The following is a 25,026-nucleotide window of genomic DNA, read 5'->3' as shown; positions in this document are numbered from 1 at the left end:
AGTCTTGACGCCCCCGCTGGTAACGGCATAACCGGCAGCACCATGACCGGTTCCGTGGCCGCTGGCACCATTCAGGTAAACGGCAATGATGTGGGTGCCGCCACCAACAATAAGGAGCTGGCTGCAGCCATCTCTGCTGCCGACTCCTCGGTTGAGGCCAAGGCCGTTAATAACCAAAGCTTTGATTTTAACACGGTAAATCTCTCTATTACCGGGCCTAAGACTGACGAGGCAGCCCCTCTTGCTCGCGAGAATACAACTGTCTCTTTGGCTATTACAGACACTACAGATGCAACTACATTTGCTGTGGATGATCTTAAAATTGGTGCTGAAGCCGCGGCGGCAATTACTGACTTGAACCTAATAGCTAAAGGTGATGCCACCGCCCTTGCAGCAGCAATAAGTGACATTGATGGTGTTACTGCAGAAACGACCAACAGCACAGTTTTGGCTTGGGGTGTTACGACCTCAAGTTCAGGTATGAAGTTAACGATAAGCGATGCTGCAGATGCAAACCCAATAAGTGTAGACGTTGCTACAGGTACCGACAATGCTAGTGTAGATGATGTTATAGCTGCATTTGACGATATTGCCGGGTATAGTGCCGTAAAAAATGTTGCTGGTACTGAGATTACCATTACGTCTGAGGATGGGAAGGCGTTTAATATAAAACAAACTCAAACTGACGGAGCTAGTGTCTTAGCTGGAGGATTCACGGCACTACCAACTGCTACTGCTGTTTTGCAGAAAGCAAATGGAGTGGACCTTACTTTCTCCGGTGAGCAAGACATTGTGGTTGAAACCACTACTGCTGGTGCAGTAGCTTTGGACAGTTATGCAGGAGCTACATACAATACCGAGGCTCCTCCTGCCCCTGCGGTTGACCCAACTGCGCCAACCATCATGACTGCAGTGCCAACGGACACACTTGTGTCCGGTGATCTGACCATTGGTGGTGAAGAGATTATCACTCTTGATGCCGAAAAAGCAACTCTTGTCGACGCTATTAATACAGCAGCAGTTGAAGGAGTAACAGCCTCTCTTGAGAATAAGCAGAGTTTGGCGTGGGCAGCTGATGTCACTTTGGCAGTAGATGCGTCCTATAAATTAACTCTTGAGACAGATGGTGGTGTTGCAGCAAATGTTATCATTGGTGGTGATGTAGATAGTGAGGTTGACGCTGGCGATGTTGCTGCTGCAATCAATGAGACGTTCAAAGAGACAGAGGAGTTTAAGGCTTCTGTTGATGTAACAACGGGTAATCTTGTAATTGAGAGTAAAGATGGGGCAACATTTAACCTTACAGAATTCACTAATAATAAGGCTGACGGTAGTGGTGCAGATACTGCTCTTACTTCTGTTGCTGGTTTGGTAGAAGGTGTTGGTGGGGCCGGTGTAGATTATGCGGCAACGGCTGTAAATGTTACCATCGCCAATGACAGCGATGTAACCATTGCCATGGGTGCTGGTGCTGATATTAAAGTTGGCGATGGCCTTGTGGCGGGTGTATATGAGGTACCAGCTCCTATTGTTGGGAATGTTGCAAGCACCGGTGGTGAGAGCTCAGTAACCGGTCCACTTAATGCCGGTGATCTGACCATCAACGGTGAGGATGTTGGGGCAGTGGAGGGTGATGCAGCAGCTATTGCCGCCCAGATCCAGAAGACCGATGCCGATATTACGGCCACCGCCACCAACAGCCAGACTGTTAAATTTGACGAGGTAAAACTCGGGGCCGATGGCAGCTATACCCTGCAGATTGGCGGGGCTGAAATTGCCGTAGCGACCACTTTGGATGCAGGCGACGATGCAGTAAGCACCGACGATGACACCCATAGTGTTACCTCCCAAAATGTTATCGCTGCCATCAACAAAAATGCCGATGGTTTCAGTGCAATAGCTGAACTTGATAAGGATGACAAGGAAACCGGCAACATTATCATTACCAAGGCCGGTGGTTCCAACTTCACCCTCAACGAAGACATTGACAGCAAGGAAGCTGCTGCTAACAAGATTGGCCTTGCTGACACTGTGGCAGATGGCCGTGATCTCCGTGGTACTGTCAGCCTGGAGAGCGATACCTCTATAATCATCGCCGGTGATGATCCCAGCAAGGCGGGTCTTGAGGCGGGTCGGGTTGATCCGGGTGTTGTGGGTGACTATAATCTGACCCTGACCGGAGACGATGGTACTGAGTTCAAGGTCGATATGAGTTCTGCCAAGCGCGATGGTCACGTCACTGCAGAAGATGTGGCAACAGCTATCAACTCCGATGCCGCTACCACCGCGAAGTTCTCTGCCAAGGTGGACGAGGACGGACAGTTGCAGGTGAGCCGCAACGACGGTAGCTCCTTCAAGATCACCGAGATGGTTGACAAGGATGGCGATACCAAAGATGATGGGGTTATCACCGATGGTCTTGTCGGGGTAGATAACGCAGCCAAGAAGTTTGTCGGCCAGGTAGAGATCGACAGCCCCGTTGACGTAACCCTCACCGGTTCTGGTCTTAAAGAGGCAGGTCTTAACAATATCGGTAACGGTAGCACCACCATCGACAAGCTGGACATCCTCACCCGTGATTCTGCCAACACTGCCATCACCTCTGTTGATGAGGCCCTGATGGATATTGATCAGATGCGTGGTAAGCTCGGTGCGGTTCAGAACCGTTTCACCTCCACCATCAGTAATCTTAACAACGTTTCTGAAAACCTCTCTGCGGCTCGTTCTCGTATCCTTGATACCGATATCGCTAAAGAGACTTCAGAGATGACCAAGCAGAACATCCTGCAGCAGGCAGGTGTTTCTATTCTTGCTCAGGCTAAGCAGGCACCGCAGATGGCTCTCTCTCTCATCAAGTAATAGGGAACTTGAAAAATAGCCTTTTCTGCAAATCTCTTTGTTAGGCGAAAAATTTAATATCGGAGGTAAGCGTAGACTCCGGTATTACATATACACCTCTGGTAAAATTTTTCGTCTGCCTCGACCTTTATTGAAAAGCACAATTTTTCAAGCCCCCTCCTTTGGAGGCCTCTTGGCCTCACTAGAGGGGGACGTCATTGATGGTACAGTTCAGGGGTATAGTTTTTCTATACCCCTGTTTTTGTTTACTCAAGGGAGAATGAAATGATTGTTGACAGCAGCACCATCCAAGGAAATTCCAACCAAAACAGTCTGCGCCCCGCAGATGAGATTGATCTTAAACGTCGTGCCCAGGAAAAGAGTGATCTGGCCCAGGCAGATGCCGATGAGCAGAAGGATCTGCAACCCGAAGAACTCCTCGATCAGATCAAGTCCATCACCGAAGATGGTCTCTATAGCGTTCGTTTTGAAAAAAATGTCGATTCTAACTCTATGGTTATAAAGATTCTTGATGCCAAGACCGATGAAGTACTGCGGCAGGTTCCCAGCGAGGAGATCTTGAATTTAAGAAAACAACTTGCCGGCCTACAGGGAAATATCATCGACACAAAAAAATAATTCATCACGAATCAGTCACTTGAGGGAGTAAGGTTATGGGAGATATTAGTTTTGGCGGTTTGGCAACGGGACTGCCCACCGAGGATTTAATCGCTGGTCTGATGAAGGCTGAGAGTAAACCCCTTGACCGTCTGGAAAAACAAAAAACCAACGACGCCACTCACCTTGAGGCCTATGAAGAGTATAACGATCTGCTGGATGAGTTACGGGAATCCGTCTCTGCCATGCATCTCACCTCCGATGTGCGGACAACCGATGTAAAGCTCAGTAACGAAGACACCCTGTCGGCAAGCTCTAGCGGGGCGGCAACGGGCAGCTACAATGTTGCCGTTACCCAGCTGGCCCAGGTACAAAAAAACGTCACAGCTGGTGTCTCCAGCCAGAGCGAGGCCATGTTCAGCAATGGTCATCTTACCATTAACGATACCAAAATCGTCTTTGATGGCGATAAAACCAACCTTGATGGGATGCTGGAGGCCATCAACTCCGTGGCTGATAAGACGGGGGTGACCGCCTCCATCATCAACGATGGCAAGGAGACGGATAATTACCATCTGGTCTTTGCCGGAAAAGATGCCTCCACGGACTTTACCATTAGCACCGACCTGAAGGTGAAGGGCGCTGAGGGGGAGACCGTGGATTTTGCCAATACACGCACCAGCGTTGCCCAACAGTCCATTGCCTATGTGGATGGTATTGAAATACAGAGCAACAGCAACACTCTAAAAGGCGTTGTTGGCGGACTGACCCTGAACCTGAACGAGGTAAGCAAGGTGATCAGCCCAGCAGACGGTGATACGCCTGCAGTCTATGCCACCACCGTGGTTGAACTCACGGCCAACAGCGATTCTCTGAAAGAGAAGATCGAAGGTTTTGTCTCGGCCTATAATAAGGCCATGGACTGGATTGTTTCTGGTTATGAATATAAGGCAGAGAACGATAAGAAGATCGACGCCAGCAGTAGCGACGCAGAAAAAGAAGCCGCGGCAGGACAAAAATCAAAAAAACTCAGTAATCTCTTACGGGGTGACCCCACCCTGAACAAGGCCAAGAGAGAGTTGCAGAGTATCCTCGGTGAGAGTGCTGATAATTCCAGCAAGTTCAATATTCTCAGTGAAATTGGTATTAAAACCCAAAGAGACGGCACCTTGCTGGTCAACAAGACCAAGCTGGACAAGGCTCTTGATGAGAACTATGGCGATGTTGTTACTCTCTTTGCAGGCGATGCCAGCAAAGATGGGCTCATGGACAAGCTGAACAGCAAACTCCTTGAACAGACCTCCGCTACCCGAGGGGTCTATGCTGAAAAGAAAGGCCACTATAAGGCTACGGGCAAACGAATAGACAAGCAGATTGCCAACCAGAAAACCCAGCTTGAAAGCATAGAAAAACGTTATCGGGCCCAGTTTACTGCCCTTGAGCTGTTGGTGAGCAAGATGAATAGCCAAAGCAGCTATATAAGCCAGTATCTCACCGATAGCACGAGCAAATAGCAAAAGCTCCTTAGGGGTGAAATATAGAAAGGAAGAAGTTATGAGCCTACAGAAGATGGATCAGTATCAGCGAAACCAGATCGAAACAGCCTCACCGGAACAAATTCTCCTGATGCTCTATGACGGAGCTATTCGTTTTCTACGTCGAGCCAAGGGCGGCCTTGCTGAAAATGATATCACCGAGATGCGCTATGGAATTAATAAGACCATGGCCATTGTCACCGAATTTTCCAATACCCTGAACCATGAAGAGGGTGGCAAGATCGCCGAGGATCTCGATGCACTCTACGCCTTTATGATCAGGGAGCTGAACGATGCCACCATCAAGCCAGATCTAGAAAAATTAGAGAGTGTGGAAGCCCTATTGGTGGATCTGCGGGGTACCTGGGGCGAGGCTGTGGAAAAGAATAATCAGGAACTGCGAGAAGGACGGGGGGTGAAGATCCCTGCTGCCGGGAAAAATAGTGGTGTCCAACGACCATCCATTGCCACCACACCTGCGGTCGCCCATGGCAGGGCTGGAATGGCCGCCTATGGCAATGCTCCTAAGCCTGCAAAATCTGCGACAAGTGCTTATGCCAAGCCTACCCAGATGCCAGAGAGCTACACTCCGCTCTCTGTTTCCCGTTAAGAGGAGGTGCGCCAATGGAAGAATCCCCTATCAGCCAGCTTATTAAATATGGTCGGCAGGCCGAAGAGCTTGCTCTCCTTTTGATAGAACAGGTTGCCACCATGACGGTGGATGAACTCGAAAAGAACTCTGAAAAGCATCTCCGCCTGCAGAATCATATTATTGAACTCACCGAGGAGATCAAGGATAAGACTGTTTCCAGAGAGGAAACATATCAGCTTGATGAAGCTCATGAAATACTTGCCCGTCTTATTGAGCATAATAAAAAGATCACTGCCGCAGCCAGAAACAGTCAGGCCCTGCTCAAGAACAATATGCGCTGCATGGGTGAGAGCCGGGTTGCCCTTACCGGATATAGCCAGTCCCAGATCAGCGGCAAAAAGGCAGGACGACTTATCAATAGCAGCCGTTAGCAAATCTTTTCCGATCAATTTTGGAGAAACCAGCGCCAGGCGAACGGGTAGAGGAAAGAAGGTGGTGGCTGATTAGATCCAGCCTCATTTTCTTTTCGACCCCGCCCGATTCTTCTTCCGATCCAGCCCGATTCTTCGTAATTATCTGTTGAGCTGACCTTGCCTCTACCACTCCTCCCCTTACTAAACATTGATATCTACACAAGCTCTGCAATACCCGTATGAATGGGGGTTGAGGGAAAATAGAGAAACTGGTGCAGCCTTGCAAGAGCTCTTGCCCTTGGCAAGGGGGCTCTGGGGATCATCAGCGGGGCCATGGGGAGAGTTGGCGTAAGCAAAAAGGCCCTGCCTAAATGATGCTTGGCTTATTTGCCGAGATTTTTAACAAACCCCGGACCTCCCTTACCAAGGGGAGAATTTTCCGAAGTTAATGTAGCTCTCTCATTTTATGATTAAGCGCCAAGAAACATCGGTGAAACTCTTTGATTTACTGGCTTCTGGCAAGATGTGTAGATACTAATACTTGGTGAGGGGAGGCTGGGTGGGGTGCTTCTCAGAAGCAATACCAACCTTAAGCAAATTTTTTCCGATTAATTTTGGGAAAACCGGCGCCAACTGCATCGTCCAGAGATACGATCAATTTTATCCCATGAAACAAAAAGAGCATTTTCAGGAGATGAAGATCTCTTTGAAAATGCTCTTTTTTTATGTCAAGGGTTGAGAGGATATCGACCCTTTTAAATGACACGGGCTAAGGATGAAGCAGACTAGCCTTTAAAATAGCGCTTGAGCAGACCGGCAAAGGCCTGACCATGACGAGCTTCGTCCTTACACATCTCGTGAACGGTATCGTGGATGGCGTCGTAATTCAGTTCCTTGGCGCGGGTGGCAAGAATCTTCTTACCCTCACAGGCACCGTGCTCTGCGGCAAGACGAGCTTCGAGGTTGGCCTTAGTGCTGCTGCTCACCACTTCACCGAGAAGCTCGGCAAATTTTGCTGCGTGATCTGCCTCTTCAAAGGCAATACGCTTATATGCCTCTGCAACTTCAGGAAAACCTTCACGATCTGCCTGACGACTCATGGCAAGGTACATACCAACCTCGGTACACTCACCGGTAAAGTTAGCACGAAGAGCTTCAACTATCTCCTGATCAACACCCTCTGCAAGGCCAATTACATGCTCATCGGCCCAGGCAAGTCCTGCACTTGCGTCTTGTACTTTAAACTTTGCCGCCGGTGCGTTACACTGGGGACATTTTACAGGGGCGGAATCACCTTCATGAACATAACCACAGATAGTGCATACATATTTTTGCATTGTACTTCTCCTATATTTATATTTGATAATCATTATTAACTTGACCCTAAGTTACAGGAATCGTTTTTTTTGTGCAAGCATTTTTCATCGTTTTTTAGCTTTTTTATTGTCACGACAAAGACCACTTAATCAAGAAACACCCACTTACAAGATAATACAATGATCTATGACAGCTATGATGACGAGCCCGAAGACCAGTTTACTGAACTGGACGAAGAGAGCTATACGGCCTTTTACCAACTAGAGATGGGCCAGTTCAAAGAGGATCTGGCCTTTTATGAAAAACATCTGCCCGCGAAGGGCAGAGTACTTGAACTGGGCTGCGGTGCAGGCAGGCTCAGTCAGCCGCTGATAAAGTCTGGATGGCAACTAACGGGGGTGGATCTCTCCCCCTCCATGCTGAAGCGAGCAGGAGAGATGAGCCCCCAGCTGAAGACACATTGCATGGATATTCGTCAGCTCCAGCTGGACAGCTTTCCGGCCATCATTGCCCCCTACAATGTCCTTAATCTGCTGACAGAGATAGAAGACATCAAAAAATGTCTCCGCTCTGTGCATGGGCATCTGCTTGCAGGGGGTGTTTTTTTGGCAGAGTTTGCCGTCCTCAGGGAGGAGTCGACGCTTTTCCAACAGGGGAAGACCTTTCAGTTTCAGATCTTTGATATGGGGGATGAGCGTCTGGTCAAGGAGATTATCCGTCACCACCTGCCAGAAGAGGGCCTTATCGAGATCGAGGAGAGGTATCGACTGCGAATTCGGGGTGGGCACAATTCAGATCAACGAAGGGTTTTCAGAATCAATGCCCTGCGAGAAGAGGAGTGGCGCCAGATCATAGGGTCCTGTGGTTTTTCTGTGGAAAAGGTCTACAATAACTATACACTTAAAGAGGCAGACACGGAAAGTGGACGGGTGCTTGCCGTACTTCGTCCCCAGTAAACACGATTTAAAGAGGATTCGACATGATAGAAGCCCTGGTCTTTGACCTTGATGGCACCCTGGTAAATAGCGAAGAGCTCCATTTTATGGCCTGGAAGGAGATTCTGGAAAAGCATGGAGCAGGCCCCTTTACCTTTGATCTCTTCGAGACCTATATTGGCACCAGCAACGAAAAGGTGGCAACAGACTATATCAGCAGCCGCAACTGGCAAATATCTCAGACGGATCTGATAAGGGAGAAACAGGATGTTTATATAGGGGCTTATTCCCCAAATCAGCCTCTGCCAGGGAGCCAGAGAAATTTTAGAGCGGTTTTACGACGAAAGATTCTGGCCCTCGCCTCCTCCTCCCATGAAAAGGAGGTGCGTAAAATCCTTGAGGTCATGGATACTGAAATATTTTCAAGAGATCATCGGTGGAGATATGGTCAGTGAACGAAAACCCCATCCCGAAATTTATCTAACAAGCTGTGCCAGGCTCGGAGTAGTACCAGCAAAGGCCATGGCCTTTGAAGATTCCGGCCCCGGCCTGCTGGCGGCAAAGAATGCCGGAATGGTGGGCATTGCCATCCCCCCAACGCCTACACCAAGGACCATGATTTTTGCCAGGCAGATCGGCTCATCACAGATCTTGATCAGGTTGACGAAGCTTTTTTGCGTGCCTTTTAAGGCCGCGCGGAGCTATCAGCTGTCAGAAAAAACAGTTAACCACTGCTTCAAGATCACCCCATTTACAAACCCGTGGGGTAATTTATCGCGTCTCCGATATACCCTCCAGTGCAAATGAGACGCGATAAATCGACGTCTCTACCAAACCTCCCCTTGGCGAGAGAGGTGTGCTGGGGCAAAACCTTTTAGAGAGATATGATGCCAATCAATACATGTTCATCTGGTTGAAGCCCGACAATAGTTCCTGCTGGAAGCAGGAGTCATGAACCTTATCCGAACCAGGAAAAACAACAAAAGACTCTCGCGACACAGGAGAGAGCTGATATTCAGGCCAGTATCCAGGAAAAATTCACCAAGGTTGCCCTAAAATCACCTGAAGGATTTTTCTCCTACCCTACGGGAGGGGCCGGGCTACTGTTGCACGACTACAACGAGACTCTTTATCAGGAACTGCCAAAGGAGATTATCGACTCTTTTTGCGGGGTGGGAAATCCTTTTCTGCCGGACACATCCAAAAACAAGAGCCTCCTCGACATTGGTTGTGGTAGTGGTCTGGATATGATTATTGCCAGCAAGACCCTGGGCAAGACGGCAAAGATCTACGGAGTGGATCTCAATGCGGAGATGGTAAAGCTGGCAAATAACAATTTTAAGAGGCTGGGCCTGAAGAACTGCCGGGCTCTGACCAGCAAAGATGAGGTCTTGCCCTTTGCCGATAACTCCTTTGATCTGGTCATCTCCAATGGCGTATTCAACCTCTCCTTGCAAAAGACACTCCTCTTCGCCGAGGTGTTTCGCGTACTCAAGCCACAAGGAAAGCTACAGTTTGCTGATATTGTTCTGCGGAAAAAACTGCCCACGGAGATGAAGGGAGCAGCCGCCTGGTCAAACTGAATAGGCGGCGCGGTCTCTGTAGGAGACCAAATAGAGTATATGCTTGAAGCGGGATTTTGTAACATTTGCTATGTCGGGGATACAGGGGTGACGACCTCTGCCTACACCGCCGGTGCCCTCTTTAGTGCCCAGGCTGACAAATAACAGCTATCAGCTATCAGCTATCAGCTATCAGCTATCAGCTATCAGCTATCAGAAAAAACAGTTAACCACTGCTTGAAGATCACCCATTTCACAAACCCGTGGGGTGATTTATCGCGTCTCCGGTGTAACCGGCAACGCAGATGAGTCGACGTCTCTACATTTGGACAAAGCCCTTTTTTAGGATAGGGGCAGAGGGCAGTTGTGGCTATGTGGGTGGGCTGGCACTCCCCCTCCCTCCTCCCCCTCCGAGAAGGGGAGGTGCCTTAAGGCCAGCTCCATTTTTCATGACAAAACCCGTTGTTGAATCGGGCGCTATTAAATCCTGTAGCCCCCGTTTGCTCTCAAAAATCTATTTAGTTTTTCATGTGCTGCAAGTGACATATTGTGGTTCAATAGAGCAATACCTAACTCCTCCCCTTGGTGATGGGTGCTCTGGGGTGGGTGTGCACCAGAGACAGTTTTTCGAGTGCCAACCTCATTTTAGAAAAGCAACGCCTAACGCATTACCCTGATGGATGGTTTGTGTTGCGCCCCCACCACATCACCCATTTCACAAACCCGTGGGGTAATTTATCGCGTCTCTGGTGTAGCCGGCAACGCAGATGAGACGCGATAAATCGACGTCTCTACCTTTGCCCAGAGCCATGCCATAGGCATTCCCTATATGTCCACGTTCCCACATAGCAGATAAGTATTGGACTTTCCCCTCCCATCTCAATATGTTCAGCAGGTTATTTACGGCATGTATCAACATGCCCAAAACATTAGCCTGAAAAAAAAAGATGAAGATATTCAAACCACTGATTTTTATCGCCATAATTACCCTGCTGTGCATCCCCTTCTGGCAGAGCATTGAGCAGGTCTTCTTTCTCTTCAGTATATACGACCTTGACTCTATTAAAGGCTATATACTTAGCTTTGGCCCCTGGGCACCGATTGTCTCCTTTCTCCTGATGATCTTTCAATCCATTATCGCCCCCCTGCCCGCCTTTCTCATTACCTTTGCCAATGCCACCCTCTTCGGTTGGGTCTACGGAGCCATTCTCTCTTGGGTAAGCGCCATGGCAGGTGCCCTGCTCTGCTTCTGGATTGCCCGTTTTCTAGGACGAGAGATGGTGGAAAAACTGACCTCAAAAGAGGCCCTGAAAGGAGTGGACGGTTTTTTTGAAAGACATGGCAAATATGCCATCCTCATCGCCCGCCTCCTGCCCTTTGTCTCCTTTGATATTGTCAGCTACGCGGCAGGACTCACCTCCATGAGCTTCTGGCAGTTCCTCTGGGCAACGGGTATCGGCCAACTTCCGGCGACCCTGGTCTATTCCTATGCAGGAGAGATGCTTACGGGGGGGGCAAAGACCTTTGTCACCGCCCTCTTTATCCTCTTTGCCTTCTCTGTCCTGGCTCTGCTCCTACGCAAAATTTACCGAGACAGAAAAACGGCAAACCCTCTCTAAGAGGCAGATAATTCTGTCATTACTACTCTCCATGAAAAAAATAGAAGATATTGCCAACCACTGCATAGAATGTAAAATCTGCCTCAAAGAGTGTCTCTTTCTTCAGGAAAAAGGCACTCCGGGTGAAATTTGCACGGCCTATCTACAAGAGGGGAAAGATGGAGTAGACCCCTTTCTCTGTAATATGTGCGGACTCTGCCAAGCAGTCTGTCCCTGCTCTCTGGATATGCCGGCGGCAGTGCTTGCCATGCGAGAAGATGTGCAAAAAAAAGAGGGTGGTAATCCTGCCCATAGGGGCATTCTTGCCTACGAAAATTGGGGCGACAGCAAGCTTCTTCGTCTGGAGCATCTGCCGCAGGGGTGTTCCACCATATTCTTCCCCGGATGCGCCCTTGCCGCCACCCGGGACAGGGTTACCGAACGAGCCTACCACTTCCTGCAAGAGAGAGATCCCAGCATTGGTATTATCCTCGCCTGTTGCCATAAGCCGTCCCACGATCTTGGTAAACAGGACCTTTTTACCTCCTCCCTCGAACGACTTTTAAGCCGTCTCAGAGAAGAGGGCATCAAGAAAATCATCACCGCCTGCCCGAGCTGTTACCGTATCTTTAAAGAGTATGGGCAGGGCTTCGACACCATTTCCATCTATGAAGAGCTCAGGGAGTCCCCCCCCATCTGTAAGGGAAATTTTTCTCAGACATTTTCCATCCACGATGCCTGCAGCACCCGTTTTTCAGTGGAGATACAGAATGCTGTGCGCGAAATACTTCCCAAAAACATGAAAATTAAAGAGAGCGTTCATAGCAAGGAGAAGACCATCTGTTGCGGGGAGGGCGGAGCTGTAAGCTGCCTTGCCCCCAGGTTTCGTGAGAGTTGGCAGAAGAGAGAAAGAGAGGCAGGCGGGGAAAAGATCATTACCTACTGTGCAGGTTGCTCAGTCAGCCTCGGCAAGAACTTTTCCACCGTCCACCTGCTGGATATCCTCTTTGACGAAGAGGGCTGTGCCACAGGTAAAGAACAAAAGACAGCCTTTCCATTCACCTATCTGCATCGTTTCTTACTTAAAAAACGCTTAGAAAAAGACCACGCAACAGCAAGCAAGACCCCATGGGCTAAGGCCGCGCTACTGATCACCATCATCTCTCTCGCCTGTACCCTCAGGGTCAAGGGAGTAGACAATTTCCTGCAAAAGGAACACCTTGAGCTACTCATCCTGCACATGCAGAACCTTTCCCCCCTGCTCTATATCAGCATTATGGCTCTGGTTCCCGTATGCTTTCTGCCGGCCTTCCCCTTTGTTATGGTGGCAGGCCTCCTCTATGGCCATGTATGGGGTATCATCTATGCCATGACAGGGGCAAGCCTTGGAGCGGCGCTCTCCTTTCTGGTATCAAGATACATCGCCGGGAATTGGCTACAGAACAAAATGAAAGGTCTCTTTAGAAAAGGACAAGGGGAACAACTCGAGTCCATGATCGAAAAACATGGTTGGAAAATAGTCTTTGCCCTACGACTGATCCCACTCTTTCCCTTTACCCCGCTCAACTATGCCCTCGGACTCTCCGGCATTCGCTTCCACCACTATCTACTGGCAACCATCCTCGGTATCCTACCTGCCTGTACAGCCTTTATTCTCTTTTCTAACTCACTGCCAGCACTCCTCAGTGGAGAAATGGGCCCCCTCTTTTTTGTCGGTGCAGGCCTTATGCTCTCTCTGAGCGTCATCTCTATCCTGGGAAGAAAAAAACTCCTGGCAAGATCAAAATAACCCTTACCCTGCCTAGTGCTCTGTAAAACTTTATCCACCGTATATTGTTTGCCCTTTTCTCGCGCTGACTTCGTTTCTCATTCGGTCACATAGCGCTGCTATGCTCCTTCATTCGTGCCTTGCAGCGCACCAAAATGGCTCAACAATATTTACGATATCTAAAGCTCTACAAAGCACTAGCACTCCCAGCTAATACATTTTTTTGGACAGTTCTTCATGGCCTCATCAACCAGCTGTCGATCATAGCTCTCCTGTTCAATCACCTCCATCATACCAAGGTCATAATTATAGACAAAAATATTCGGCGCAATTTCGATGCAGCCAAGGCACTCACTGCATAGACCAAGATCTATCACCGGAAACTGAAACCACAGTCCACAGCTCTCACTCTTCTCTTTCACAATAATCCTTGCATTAAATTTTATTATTGTTAAACAGTTAATGATAATCATTACTACAAAAGAACTTCTAAGGAAATACTTATTTTTCTTAGCAAATAGTCGAAAAGAATACAATCAGGCTGGGGGAAAATATCTCCTGGCAAAACCTGCTAGTCTTAAAGCCCCATATTGTTTAGTATAAGCAATAGAGAATTAAGAACAAACAGCAAAATTCAAAGAACTTATAAGGTATTAACGCTATGAATAAGAATAAACTTGCCAAGGGCATATATTGGGTAGGAGCAGTTGACTGGGACGTACGGGATTTTCACGGATACTCCACCTATAGGGGATCAACCTATAACTCTTTTTTAGTCATCGATGAAAAGGTGACCCTCTTTGACACCGTGAAACATTCCCACATGGATCAACTGCTCTACAATATAGGAAAAATAATTGATCCAAAGGAGATTGACTATATTGTCGTTAACCACGTAGAACTCGATCACTCTGGCTCCCTACCGAAGATGATGGAGATCGTCCAACCTGAAAAGCTCATCTGCTCACCCATGGGAGAAAAGGCACTGATCGCCCACTTTCATAGGGAAGACTGGCCCTACCATATAGTAAAATCCGGCGATGAAATTTCCCTCGGGGCCCGCACCGTTCAGTTTCTGGAAACACGAATGCTGCATTGGCCCGACTCCATGTTTTCCTACCTACAGGAAGATGGCATCCTCTTCACCAGCGACGCCTTTGGCCAACATCTTGCCAGTACAGAACGTTTTGACGATGAACTTGAGTTGGACGAAATCATGCAGGAGAGCGCTAAATACTATGCTAACATCCTCAATCTCTTCTCCCCGCTGATAAGAAAGTTGCTGCGCACCATCAAAGAAATGGACCTGGATTTAAAAATAATCGCCCCGGACCACGGCCTTATCTGGCGTAGCCACCAGGATAAAATCCTTGCCGCCTACGAGAAATGGAGCAATCAGGAACATTCTAACAGGGCTCTGATAATCTACGACAGCATGTGGCACTCCACCGAGGAGATGGCCAAGTCCATCTCCATAGGACTTGAAGAGGAGGGTGTACCGGCAGAGCTTATCAATATGCAGGTTCATCACCGCAGTGATGTGGTAACAAAAGTGCTTGATGCCCGGGCCCTCATCCTTGGCAGCCCAACCCTGAACAACGGCATCCTGCCTCGTATGGCAGGGCTTTTGAGCTATATGAAGGGACTGAAACCGGCGAGAAAGTTGGGGGCGGCCTTTGGCTCCTATGGTTGGAGCGGCGAGGCAGTGGCCCAACTCAACACCATAATGGATGAGATGAAAATAGAGCGGATAAATGATGGTCTGCGCCTCAAATATGTTCCCACCGAGGAGAGCCTTGACCAGTGTCGTGAATATGGTCGTGAACTTGGCCGGAGCATCCTCGCGAGTGAAGAGGGAAAATAGGCCCTCCTCCCACCTCCCCCGGGCTAGGAAGGCGTGCGGGGGAGGTGTCAGTTATCAGCTGTTAGAAAAAGCAACTACCCCCTAGGGATAGCGTCATGCGGGCAGGTGGAGGGATTATGATGGCAGTTAGATAATAAAAATGGTAACTGCACCATGAGACATTAGCCAATAGCAGGCCAAAATATCAAGAATAACGAACTTGCCAAAGGAATTTACTGGGTCGGCGCCATTGACTGGGATATCCCAGCATCAAGCGGATATACCGGTACCAGCTACAATGCCTACCTGATAATCGACGAGAAAATCACCCTGGTAGACGGGGTTAAGCACTCTCATCGCGACCAACTCTTTAACCATATAAAACAGATCATTGATCCTGCAGATATCGATTACCTGATTGTCAATCATGTAGAACCCGATCACTCCAGCTCCCTGCCGGAGATCATGGAGGCTATCAAACCCGAAAAGCTCTTCTGCTCGGAAATGGGCAAACGGGCCATCATAGCTCATTATCACCGTACAGACTGGCCCTATCAGGTGGTAAAAACAGGAACAGAGCTCTCCCTCGGCAGTCGCAGTGTTCAATTTATTGAAACCCGTATGCTCCACTGGCCGGACTCCATGTTCTCCTATCTTAAGGAAGACGGAATCCTCTTTTCCAACGATGCCTTCGGCCAACATATCGCCACCGAGGAGCGATTTGACGATGAACTTGAGGCGGGCAAGGCCATAAATGCAGCGGAACATTTTTATGCGACCACTCTCACCCTTCTCTCACCTCTTGTGCAAAAGCTGCTCAAAACCATGGAAAAGATGGAGCTGGATCTTCGCCTCATTGCCCCCGACCATGGTATTATCTGGCGGCAACAACAGGATGAGATTCTTGAGGGATACCGCAGATGGAGCCAACAGGAACAGCACCCCGAAGCCATCATTGTCTATGATACTAAATGGAAATCAACGGAGATGATGGCAAAGGCTATCGCCCAGGGTATAGAAGAGGAAAATGTACCCGCCCGCCTCATGAGCCTGAAAGAGTGTCATCGCGGTGACATTATGCAAAGGCTGCTTACGGCAAGCACCATCGTCCTGGGAAGTGCCACCATCAATAACGCCATCATGCCCAGTTTGGCAAGTTTTTTGATGTATATGAAAGGACTTAAACCCCGAAAAAAAATAGGTGCAGCCTTTGGTTCCTACGGCTGGGGTGGAGAGGCCGTCAAACAACTGAACACCATGATGGATGAGATGAAGATTAAGCGTATCGACGATGGCTTGCGCATAAAATACGTCCCCCATGAGGAACAACTGAAAGAGTGTGTAGAATACGGCCGTCATATTGGCCGAGCCACCAAAGCGGATAAATAAATTGCTGAGAAGCCAAGAAAGGAAGAGTATTTCTTTTAACCTCCACGGGGAAAAAAGTATAAAAAAGAGCTTTCCTTTTTTCATATCTTGCAAACGGAGAAAATATGCATAGAGTATCGCGGCAGTTACTTATTACACTAATATTTTTACTATTATTTGGAGGAGAAGGAATGGCAAATTCTAATCTTAAAGATGGTCTCTACGCCCAGTTTAACACCAGCAAGGGCGTTATTATTTGTAGTCTTGAATTTGAAAAAACCCCCCTTACCGTAGCAAACTTTGTAGGTCTTGCAGAGGGCACCAAAGAACTCGGTGGCGGATCTGGTAAAAAAGGCGCTCGTTTTTATGACGGTCTTACCTTTCACAGAGTAATCCCTAATTTCATGATTCAAGGTGGTTGTCCACTTGGCACCGGTACCGGCGGCCCGGGTTATAACTTCCCCGATGAATTTGATTCAACCCTTACCCACGATGCTCCAGGCGTTCTCTCCATGGCAAACGCGGGACCTGGCACCAACGGTAGCCAGTTCTTCATCACCCACGTTGCTACCCCATGGCTTGACGGCAAGCACACTGTTTTTGGTCGTGTTGTAGAAGGTCAGGATGTTGTGGATAAGATTGAAGGCAAAGATGCCCTCGAATCTATCACCATCATTCGCGTAGGTGCAAAGGCTGAGGCATTCAAATCTGATCAGGCTGCATTTGACGACCTTCTTGGCTCCATAGATAGCCGCCAAAAAGAGAAAGAGCTTCAGTCAATGGAAGCCTCTTTAAACCAGATCAAAGAGCAATGGCCAGCTGCCATCACCACCGATTCCGGCCTGCAGTATGTCGTAGTTGAAGCAGGTGAAGGCGAGGCGACCCCAAATGTGGGCGATGTTGTTACCGTTCACTACACAGGTAAGCTTCTTGACGGAACCAAGTTTGACAGCTCCGTTGATCGTGGTCAGCCCATCGATTTCCCAGTTGGCCGTGGCCAGGTTATCTCAGGTTGGGACGAAGCCCTTCTCTCCATGACAAAAGGCGAGAAACGCGTCCTGATCATCCCGGCCAAGCTTGGTTATGGTGCTGCAGGTCGTGGTCCAATCCCTGCCAATGCCACCATGGTATTTGATGTTGAGCTTGTTGATTTTAAATAGGCTCCCATAGTCGCATAAAAAAGGCCGTCTCCTTGGAGACGGCCTTTTTTTTGTCAACTCTCCCGCTCAAGCCTCAAATCAACTCCCCTGCAAGGCCTTCTCTACAGAACAAGAGCTTAAGAGCTAGCTTTAATATTTGATGCCAACCCTCTCCCGTACCAAATCAATGGTCACAGCTGCCTTGGCCCGGGCCTTTTCAGCACCCTTCGCCAAAATGCGACGAAGCTCTGCCGGATCGGCAAGATACTCTGCCTTTTTCTGACGGGCAGCGCCAAATTTATCGTTGAGCAGGTCAAGAAGTTCAAGCTTAAGATAACCATAGGCTGCGCCACCGTTAACATAGAGACCACGAATTTCAGCAAGGCGATCCGGAGTGGCAAAAAGCTTAAGCAGTTGATAGAGATTACAGCTATCAGGATCCTTAGGCTCTTCAATTCCCTTAGCATCGGTCTCAATGGCCATAACCCGTTTCTTCAGAGGCTTGCCCTCAGAAAATATGGGAATAGTATTGCCATAGGATTTTGACATTTTCTGGCCATCAAGCCCCGGAATAGTGGCTGTATGCTTGCTGATACCCGGCTCTGGAATGGTAAAGGTCTCGCCGTACTCATTATTAAATTTTTGAGCAAGATCACGGGCAAACTCAAGATGCTGTTTCTGATCCTTACCTACCGGTACAATGTCTGCCTGATAGAGAAGAATATCTGCTGCCATCAAAACCGGATACGAGAAGAGACCATGACTTGCCTGAATACCCTTGGCAACCTTATCCTTATAGGAATGACAACGCTCTACCAGACCCATGGGCGTCAACACGGAAAGCAGCCACATAAGTTCACATACCGCCGGCACATCCGACTGCACCCAAAAGGTACATTTGTCGGGATCAAGACCAAGGGCAAGAAAATCTGCCGCCGCCTCCAGGGTACCCTTAGCCAGGACCTTCGGATCACGGACACTTGTCAGGGCATGATAATCCACAATGAAGACATGGAGATCAGAGCTCTCCATCTGATCTATCATTGTTTGCATCATACCAAAATAATTACCAATATGAAGCTGGCCAGAGGGTTGTATTCCAGATAATATTTTCATAATCTCTTTCACTAAATTTAATAATTGTAAGCAGTCAAGTTTCTATGCATAGTATCATAACCGAAAATAAAAAAAAGGGGGAGTAAGGAATATATCCCCACTCCCCTTTTCAAGCCGATGAAAAAAGTATTACTTCACTTCTTCGTAGTCTGCATCAACAACGTCATCATCATCTTTTTTCTTTGCACCAGCAGCACCAGCATCGCCATCACCAGGGGTTTCCTGAGATGCTTGCTGATACATAAGCTCGGCAAGCTTATGAGAAGCGGCAGTAAGGGCCTCAATAGCTGCCTTAATTGCCTCAACATCATCGCCTTCGAGTGCGGTCTTTACGTTTGCAATCTCTTTCTCTACGTTCTCTTTGGTTTCAGCATCTACCTTATCGCCAAGATCCTTAAGGGTCTTCTCGGTGGAGTGGATCAAACCATCTGCAGAGTTACGAGCTTCAACCAACTCTTTACGCTTCTTATCTTCATCGGCGTGGAGCTCGGCGTCCTTGGTCATACGATCGATCTCTTCATCGGTAAGTCCGGAAGAGGCGGTAATCTTAATAGACTGCTCTTTGCCGGTTCCCATATCCTTTGCAGATACGTTGAGAATACCGTTTGCATCAAGGTCAAAGGTCACCTCGATCTGAGGTACACCGCGAGGTGCCGTTGGAATATCGGCAAGCTCAAAACGACCAATGGTCTTATTACCCTCTGCCATCTCACGCTCACCTTGGAGCACGTGGATAGAAACTGCTGGCTGATTGTCAGCTGCAGTAGAGAATACCTGGCTCTTCTTGGTTGGAACGGTGGTGTTTTTCTCGATAAGCTTAGTGGTTACACCACCAAGGGTTTCAATACCAAGAGAAAGAGGCGTTACATCGAGAAGAAGAACGTCTTTTACATCACCCTGAAGAACTCCACCCTGAATTGCAGCACCAATGGCTACAACCTCATCGGGATTAACTCCCTTGTGTGGCTCTTTACCAAAAATTTCCACAACCTTCTTCTGAACCATTGGCATACGGCTCATACCACCAACAAGGATAACCTCGTCGATTTGAGAAGCAGAAAGGCCAGCATCTTTAAGAGCGGTCTTACATGGACCTACGGTACGCTCAACAAGATCTTCTACCAATGTTTCGAATTTTGAACGGCTCAGCTTAATGTTCAAATGCTTAGGACCGCTTGCATCAGCGGTGATAAATGGCAGGTTAATGTCGGTCTCTACGGTGGTAGAAAGCTCCATTTTTGCCTTCTCAGCCTCTTCCTTAAGACGCTGAAGGGCCATTTTGTCGCTACGAAGATCAATTCCCTGCTCGCGTTTGAACTCGTCGGCAAGCCAATGAACAATACGCATATCGAAATCTTCACCACCAAGGAAAGTATCACCGTTGGTTGATTTTACTTCGAAAACACCATCACCGATTTCGAGAACGGATACATCAAAGGTACCGCCACCAAGATCGAATACCGCAATCTTTTCTTCAACCTTCTTATCAAGGCCGTAGGCAAGAGAAGCCGCAGTTGGCTCGTTGATAATACGTTTTACATCAAGCCCTGCAATCTTACCTGCATCCTTGGTTGCCTGACGCTGTGAATCATTGAAATATGCAGGTACGGTAACAACAGCCTCGGTTACCTCTTCGCCAAGATACTCCTCGGCGGTCTGCTTCATCTTACCAAGTACCATGGCCGAGATCTCGGCTGGGCGATATTTATGACCCTCAACTTGTATGGCAACACTACCACTGATGCCTTCTACTATATCAAAAGGGCTTACCTCTTGGGAGCGCTGAACTTCAGCGTCGGTGAACTTACGACCGATAAGTCTTTTTGCTGCATAGACGGTACGCTCAGGATTTGTTACAGCCTGACGCTTAGCGATCATACCTACCAGACGCTCATCATTATCCGCAAATGCGACAACGGAAGGAGTTGTTCTATTTCCCTCTACGTTGGCAATAACCTTCGGCTCGCCACCTTCCATTACGGAAACACAAGAGTTAGTGGTTCCCAGATCGATTCCGATAATCTTTCCCATCGTTTTTTTCTCCTATATATCAATCGTATCAGATCACTAGCCCTTTCTATTCGTGCTAGTAAATCCCGCTTTATTTAACAGACTACAATGTTGTCATCTTCATTTATTTGTCAAGAAAAGAGCCCCATCATCTCTCATTTTTCTTAAAGATTTGCCTTTTCAAGACAGATAACAGCATCTAACCAACCGATACCCCCGAAGAAACAACAACCTTTGCCGGACGCAAGAGTCGATCCTTATAATAATAACCCTTTTCAAAAACAGTGGTCACATGATTGGCAGGCACAGTTTCACTTGGTTCCATGGTCAGAGCTTCCTGCTGAGCAGGGTCAAAGGGCACACCCAAACTATCTACGGCCTTTACCTCAAACTTTTCAAGAATACCAACAAGGCTCTTAAGGGTAAGTTCAACACCCTCCCGCAGAGCAGGAAAACCTTGCTCAGCAGTTGTACCATCTGCACCCGCATGGGCAACAGCACGCTCCAAATTATCAACGGCAGGAAGCAGCACTTTAAAGATATTCTCACCGGCATATTTCAGGGTTGCCAGACTCTCGCGCCTAATACGCTTTTTGAAATTTTCACTTTCAGCGGCCATGCGCAACATAGAATCATGAAGCTGTGCTACTTCAGCCTTGGCTTCTGCAAGTTGCTCCTCAAGAGTTTTCTCTACAGGCACCTCTTCGCCAGCAGAATCTGCTACACCAGAGATCAGTTCCTCAGCAACACCCTCTTGCTCTTCTTTAAGCTCTTCTTTCTTTACTTTTTCGTTCACTATTTTCCCTCTATCAAAACCATAAGAACGGTGTATTTAAAGTCACAAGCCCGCCTCTTCAAGGAAGGGAAATAACAATGACTTTATCTCTTTTAGACTTCAGCGAACAATAAGTAGCTCTCTTACAATGTCAAGAATAGAAAGAGGGAGATTCCATCATTGCTAGCTCTTTTTTGCAAGGAGAGGGCTAATATTATTGGAAAGGGAATGGAGGAAAGAGGTGCCGTTCATGCGCAGGCACCCCTCACACCAATTTAGGAGTTACTGACTCGCCGAATAAGTTCACAGAGTTCATCGGCAATGTCATTTATTTCAGCGCTATCCAGCCCCTCGACCATCACCCGAATAACGGGCTCTGTGCCCGAAGGACGGACAAGAATTCTACCCGTATCACCTAGCTGCATCTCATACTTTTTCACCGCATCGGCAAAGCCTACAATGGAATCAACGGATATTTTTTTCGCGGTACGCACATTTTTGAGTACCTGAGGAAAACTCTGCATAACCTGGGCAAGCTCTGACAGAGTTTTCTTACGTTTTTTCATAATAGCAAGAATCTGCAGGGCGGCAAGGATGCCGTCACCGGTGGTCATATGCTCTAGAAAAACCAGATGCCCTGACTGCTCTCCGCCAAAAGAATAGCCATTTTTACGCATACACTCGACAACATACCTATCGCCGACATCCGCACGAACCAGATGGCCACCCATTTTCTTCATGGCAACCTCAAGCCCCATGTTAGACATCACCGTTGCCACCAGAGTCTTCTTCTTGGACTTTCGCTGGGCAAGAAGCTCCTTGGCACAGATGGCCATAACATGATCGCCATCAACAACGACACCATGCTCATCACAGACGATGAGACGATCACCATCACCGTCAAAGGCAAGACCAATATCCGCCCCCAGCTCTTTAACCTTTCCTGCCATGAGTTCAGGATGAAGTGCACCGCAACCCGCATTGATATTTTGCCCGTTGGGCTCAATCCCCAGGGCAGTAACCTTTGCCCCAAGCTCTTCAAAGACATGGGGGGCAACACCGTAGGTCGCCCCGTGGGCACAATCAATAACAATATGAAAACCATCCAGGGTATACTTTTTAGGAAAGGTATTTTTCAAAAAGACAATATAGCGTCCCTTGGCATCATCAATTCTACTTGCCCGCCCAACCTCTTCTGCAAGTGGCTGCAGAGCCAACATTCTCTGGGAGAGAACCAAATCCTCTATCTTCAGTTCCATGGCATCCGGTAATTTAAAGCCATCACTAAAAAAAATCTTGATACCATTATCCTGGAAGGGATTATGGGAGGCCGAGATGACCACTCCCGCATCGGCGCGCATGGAGGTGGTAATAAAGGCAATACCCGGGGTGGGAAGAGGGCCCACTAAAAGCACATCAACACCCATGGAGCAGATACCCGCCACAATGGCATTTTCGATCATATAACCAGAAAGCCTGGTGTCTTTACCGATAACAATACGATGACGATAATTTTCTTTCTTTACCAGAAAGGCAATAGCCCTCCCAACCTGCATGGCAATTTCCATGGTCATGGGATGGACATTAGCCACCCCACGGATTCCATCTGTTCCAAATAACTTTCGCATACTTAACCTTTTTCTCTCTAGCCTTATAACATCGATATTTTTTGAGGAGCAAATAGATTGGAGTAAAAAAATGTCCCTTCCCTACTCACTCTTCTTTTTTGTGGTCGCCCTTAAAAGCTTGGCCTTTCCCTCACTTACTCGCCGGGGAAGCACAGAAATAACTTTAACAGGGAATTCCTCATTATTTTGAGATGTTACAATGACATTAAACTGATCTGTCTGTCCATATCGTTCTGCATGGGCAACCAGCAAATCTTTTGCCTTCTTGCCCTTATCCAGCAAAATCTGGGGAAAAGAAGCGGTCACCGAAACCGTTTTAGGCAAGAGACTAAGACCCTTTTCTTGAACGACAAGCGGTAACTCCACGGTCTTAACAGCCACCACAAGACCCACTACAATATCTGCCGTAACCGAAGTTTCTCCAATAAGAGAGACAATTGCAGGACTCAAATCCAGAGGCACCTGTAATTGCTCAGAACGGCGAAAACCATCAAGTGAAATATAAGAGGTCTGCAGAGCACTTAATTGACTCAAGACACTCCCAGGTCCAGTTATCATGACATACTCTGGATTCATCCGAATACTTTTCACCTCAAACCCCGGAGCCACATCTCCCACCGTATTGGCCACAACGGCATACTGTTTTTGCACAAGTTTATCGATGGAAAGAATAATGGAGGGTGGCTGAACCCGCTGAACGGTCAGAGAACGCGGCACATCAATATGATCAACATCATTATTAACCACCATTGTCCCGGGCGTTGCCTTAGAGAGATCAACCTGACGAACAATATTTCGATCATCCATATCAAGAATTACCGATCGTGGTCCGGTAAGGGACACCTCTATCTTTTTCTTGTACTGGTTGGAAACAACAAGACCACGGGGGAGATTTATGATCTCCACGGGCACATTCACCGTCTTTTCAATGGTATCCTCTCCACCGACCAGCACCCACAGAACAATCGCCAACCAGATGGAGACAACCTTAAGAAACCAATCTCTCGACCAAAAGCTCAACAAACGGTGGACGATGCCAACCTTTTTAACCTGTTGCCATGTATTTTTCATTTTCGTCCCACCCAATCCTGCCAAAAGGAGTTTTGTTTCTTCTTGTCCAAAAAAATTGCCCGCAAATTCGTTTTCAAACTCATCTCATCATTGATAGTAGTCAGGGAGCCATACTGAACAATGGACACCTCTTGGGTCTCCTCAGAGACCACAAGTATAACAGCATCGGTCTCCTCTGATATGCCAATTGCGGCCCGATGTCTTGTGCCATACCTTTTATTTATATAGGGATTTTGCGTAAGCGGCAAGATACAACCTGCATGTTCAATTCGTCCCTTGCTAATGAGCACCCCCCCATCATGCAGAGGAGAAACGGGCATAAATATCGATATAAGCAACTCTTTTGACAGTTTAGCATTGAGGATAAAGCCCGATTCCACGTACTCCCCCAAACCGTTTTCCCGTTCAATAACAATGAGAGCACCAATCCGACGCTTGGCGAGATAAAAAACCGAACGTATTACCTCATCGAGATCTTTTTCAACCACATCGGCATGTTTTTGAAAGGGGGATTGCCCAACCTGGGTCAAGGCTCTACGAATATCCTGCTGAAAGACAATAATAATGATAAGAAAAAGAGAACTCAAGGAGGTACGCATGATCCAGGTAAGCACAGAAAGATCGAGAAGTGAAGCCATAGCGTAGACAACAAAGAGAACACCAAGCCCTACAACCATTTGCACCGATCTGGTTCCACGAATAATAGATATCAACTGATAAATCACAAAAGCGACAACCAGAATATCTAATATATCCTGCCAGCGAAAATAACGCACAATATCAAACATATTTTTTCAAATTGTTGTCGTCTCTCAACAGAGAGAACATAGGAGTCAAAGGATCATTATAAATTGGGCTTTCCCTGTTAATTAACAACAAAAAAAGCACCCACAACTTACA

The 25,026-nt window shown here is 47.8% G+C and carries 20 protein-coding genes and 1 pseudogene; 13 read left to right on the top strand and 8 right to left on the bottom strand.

All coding sequences use genetic code 11. The features are described 5' to 3' along the window. The first annotated feature begins 42 nt into the window (after positions 1 to 42). From DP_RS18970 to DP_RS08410, 5 genes are all read left to right on the top strand, one after another. Positions 43 to 2,859 carry a flagellin gene (locus tag DP_RS18970; protein WP_407637896.1) on the top strand — a complete coding sequence of 939 codons (2,817 nt, stop codon included), beginning with the start codon at positions 43 to 45 and terminating at the stop codon, positions 2,857 to 2,859. A 264-nt stretch (positions 2,860 to 3,123) separates the two neighbouring features. Beyond that, complete coding sequence (locus DP_RS08425) at positions 3,124 to 3,477, top strand: flagellar protein FlaG (RefSeq protein ID WP_011188901.1); 354 nt, start codon at positions 3,124 to 3,126, stop codon at positions 3,475 to 3,477. 35 nt (positions 3,478 to 3,512) lie between these two features. Further along, on the top strand, positions 3,513 to 4,970 hold the full coding sequence (fliD, locus tag DP_RS08420) for a flagellar filament capping protein FliD (protein ID WP_011188900.1): 1,458 nt from the start codon (positions 3,513 to 3,515) through the stop codon (positions 4,968 to 4,970). 40 nt (positions 4,971 to 5,010) lie between these two features. Further along, a complete protein-coding gene (fliS, locus tag DP_RS08415) occupies positions 5,011 to 5,601 on the top strand; it encodes a flagellar export chaperone FliS (protein ID WP_083818954.1) in 591 nt (196 codons plus the stop codon). A gap of 14 nt (positions 5,602 to 5,615) precedes the next feature. Continuing rightward, on the top strand, positions 5,616 to 6,014 hold the full coding sequence (locus DP_RS08410; protein WP_011188898.1) for a hypothetical protein: 399 nt from the start codon (positions 5,616 to 5,618) through the stop codon (positions 6,012 to 6,014). A 767-nt stretch (positions 6,015 to 6,781) separates the two neighbouring features. Here DP_RS08410 and DP_RS08405 read toward each other — a convergent pair. Next, on the bottom strand, positions 6,782 to 7,333 hold the full coding sequence (locus DP_RS08405; RefSeq protein ID WP_041277804.1) for an NADH peroxidase: 552 nt from the start codon (positions 7,331 to 7,333) through the stop codon (positions 6,782 to 6,784). A gap of 159 nt (positions 7,334 to 7,492) precedes the next feature. Here DP_RS08405 and DP_RS16810 point away from each other — a divergent pair, with 159 nt between their 5' ends. From DP_RS16810 to DP_RS16795, 5 genes and pseudogenes are all read left to right on the top strand, one after another. Next, entirely contained in the window at positions 7,493 to 8,269 is a 777-nt protein-coding gene (locus DP_RS16810) for a class I SAM-dependent methyltransferase (RefSeq protein ID WP_011188896.1), read from the top strand. 23 nt (positions 8,270 to 8,292) lie between these two features. Then, positions 8,293 to 9,055: pseudogene (locus tag DP_RS19165) on the top strand (HAD family hydrolase). Positions 9,056 to 9,354: 299 nt separating this feature from the next. Continuing rightward, positions 9,355 to 9,831, top strand: coding sequence for a methyltransferase domain-containing protein (locus tag DP_RS08390; RefSeq protein ID WP_011188893.1), 477 nt, complete (start codon positions 9,355 to 9,357; stop codon positions 9,829 to 9,831). A gap of 926 nt (positions 9,832 to 10,757) precedes the next feature. Then, entirely contained in the window at positions 10,758 to 11,429 is a 672-nt protein-coding gene (locus DP_RS08380) for a TVP38/TMEM64 family protein (protein ID WP_011188891.1), read from the top strand. A gap of 31 nt (positions 11,430 to 11,460) precedes the next feature. Next, positions 11,461 to 13,197: a VTT domain-containing protein gene (locus DP_RS16795; protein WP_049785042.1), complete on the top strand. Its 1,737-nt coding sequence runs from the start codon at positions 11,461 to 11,463 to the stop codon at positions 13,195 to 13,197. Positions 13,198 to 13,373: 176 nt separating this feature from the next. Here DP_RS16795 and DP_RS08370 read toward each other — a convergent pair whose 3' ends face one another. Then, entirely contained in the window at positions 13,374 to 13,598 is a 225-nt protein-coding gene (locus tag DP_RS08370) for a ferredoxin (protein ID WP_011188889.1), read from the bottom strand. Positions 13,599 to 13,837: 239 nt separating this feature from the next. On the opposite strand from DP_RS08370, the gene DP_RS08365 reads away from it, so the two are divergent. From DP_RS08365 to DP_RS18965, 3 genes are all read left to right on the top strand, one after another. Further along, complete coding sequence (locus DP_RS08365; RefSeq protein WP_011188888.1) at positions 13,838 to 15,040, top strand: FprA family A-type flavoprotein; 1,203 nt, start codon at positions 13,838 to 13,840, stop codon at positions 15,038 to 15,040. A gap of 168 nt (positions 15,041 to 15,208) precedes the next feature. Further along, a complete protein-coding gene (locus DP_RS08360) occupies positions 15,209 to 16,408 on the top strand; it encodes an FprA family A-type flavoprotein (RefSeq protein WP_322740881.1) in 1,200 nt (399 codons plus the stop codon). Positions 16,409 to 16,578: 170 nt separating this feature from the next. Further along, complete coding sequence (locus DP_RS18965; RefSeq protein WP_049785041.1) at positions 16,579 to 17,547, top strand: peptidylprolyl isomerase; 969 nt, start codon at positions 16,579 to 16,581, stop codon at positions 17,545 to 17,547. 129 nt (positions 17,548 to 17,676) lie between these two features. Here the strand turns inward: DP_RS18965 and trpS are convergent, their stop codons facing one another. From trpS to cdaA, 6 genes are all read right to left on the bottom strand, one after another. Continuing rightward, on the bottom strand, positions 17,677 to 18,642 hold the full coding sequence (gene trpS, locus DP_RS08350) for a tryptophan--tRNA ligase (protein ID WP_041277801.1): 966 nt from the start codon (positions 18,640 to 18,642) through the stop codon (positions 17,677 to 17,679). A gap of 129 nt (positions 18,643 to 18,771) precedes the next feature. Further along, entirely contained in the window at positions 18,772 to 20,673 is a 1,902-nt protein-coding gene (gene dnaK / locus DP_RS08345) for a molecular chaperone DnaK (protein WP_011188884.1), read from the bottom strand. A 178-nt stretch (positions 20,674 to 20,851) separates the two neighbouring features. Next, positions 20,852 to 21,448 (bottom strand): nucleotide exchange factor GrpE, encoded by a 597-nt coding sequence (locus DP_RS08340; protein ID WP_011188883.1) that lies wholly within the window; start codon positions 21,446 to 21,448, stop codon positions 20,852 to 20,854. Positions 21,449 to 21,702: 254 nt separating this feature from the next. Further along, positions 21,703 to 23,055: a phosphoglucosamine mutase gene (gene glmM / locus DP_RS08335; RefSeq protein ID WP_011188882.1), complete on the bottom strand. Its 1,353-nt coding sequence runs from the start codon at positions 23,053 to 23,055 to the stop codon at positions 21,703 to 21,705. Positions 23,056 to 23,136: 81 nt separating this feature from the next. Further along, on the bottom strand, positions 23,137 to 24,126 hold the full coding sequence (locus DP_RS08330; protein ID WP_041277800.1) for a CdaR family protein: 990 nt from the start codon (positions 24,124 to 24,126) through the stop codon (positions 23,137 to 23,139). Further along, positions 24,123 to 24,914: a diadenylate cyclase CdaA gene (gene cdaA, locus DP_RS08325; RefSeq protein WP_011188880.1), complete on the bottom strand. Its 792-nt coding sequence runs from the start codon at positions 24,912 to 24,914 to the stop codon at positions 24,123 to 24,125. The genes DP_RS08330 and cdaA overlap by 4 nt, the downstream gene beginning before the upstream one ends. Between the last annotated feature and the right edge of the window lie 112 nt (positions 24,915 to 25,026).

This window comes from Desulfotalea psychrophila LSv54 (assembly GCF_000025945.1).
Lineage (GTDB): Bacteria > Desulfobacterota > Desulfobulbia > Desulfobulbales > Desulfocapsaceae > Desulfotalea > Desulfotalea psychrophila.
Note: the sequence above shows the minus strand (reverse complement) of the source record. Positions and strands in the feature narration are given on the sequence as shown.

Coding starts and splice junctions, on each gene's coding strand:
- DP_RS08410 (WP_011188898.1), top strand. CDS start 5,616: ATGGAAGAATCCCCTATCAGCCAGCTTATTAAATATGGTCGGCAGGCC.
- DP_RS16810 (WP_011188896.1), top strand. CDS start 7,493: ATGATCTATGACAGCTATGATGACGAGCCCGAAGACCAGTTTACTGAA.
- DP_RS08330 (WP_041277800.1), bottom strand. CDS start 24,126: ATGAAAAATACATGGCAACAGGTTAAAAAGGTTGGCATCGTCCACCGT.
- DP_RS08425 (WP_011188901.1), top strand. CDS start 3,124: ATGATTGTTGACAGCAGCACCATCCAAGGAAATTCCAACCAAAACAGT.
- dnaK (WP_011188884.1), bottom strand. CDS start 20,673: ATGGGAAAGATTATCGGAATCGATCTGGGAACCACTAACTCTTGTGTT.
- fliS (WP_083818954.1), top strand. CDS start 5,011: ATGAGCCTACAGAAGATGGATCAGTATCAGCGAAACCAGATCGAAACA.
- fliD (WP_011188900.1), top strand. CDS start 3,513: ATGGGAGATATTAGTTTTGGCGGTTTGGCAACGGGACTGCCCACCGAG.
- DP_RS18965 (WP_049785041.1), top strand. CDS start 16,579: ATGGCAAATTCTAATCTTAAAGATGGTCTCTACGCCCAGTTTAACACC.
- glmM (WP_011188882.1), bottom strand. CDS start 23,055: ATGCGAAAGTTATTTGGAACAGATGGAATCCGTGGGGTGGCTAATGTC.
- trpS (WP_041277801.1), bottom strand. CDS start 18,642: ATGAAAATATTATCTGGAATACAACCCTCTGGCCAGCTTCATATTGGT.
- DP_RS08365 (WP_011188888.1), top strand. CDS start 13,838: ATGAATAAGAATAAACTTGCCAAGGGCATATATTGGGTAGGAGCAGTT.
- DP_RS08405 (WP_041277804.1), bottom strand. CDS start 7,333: ATGCAAAAATATGTATGCACTATCTGTGGTTATGTTCATGAAGGTGAT.
- DP_RS16795 (WP_049785042.1), top strand. CDS start 11,461: ATGAAAAAAATAGAAGATATTGCCAACCACTGCATAGAATGTAAAATC.
- DP_RS08380 (WP_011188891.1), top strand. CDS start 10,758: ATGAAGATATTCAAACCACTGATTTTTATCGCCATAATTACCCTGCTG.
- cdaA (WP_011188880.1), bottom strand. CDS start 24,914: ATGTTTGATATTGTGCGTTATTTTCGCTGGCAGGATATATTAGATATT.
- DP_RS18970 (WP_407637896.1), top strand. CDS start 43: ATGACCGGTTCCGTGGCCGCTGGCACCATTCAGGTAAACGGCAATGAT.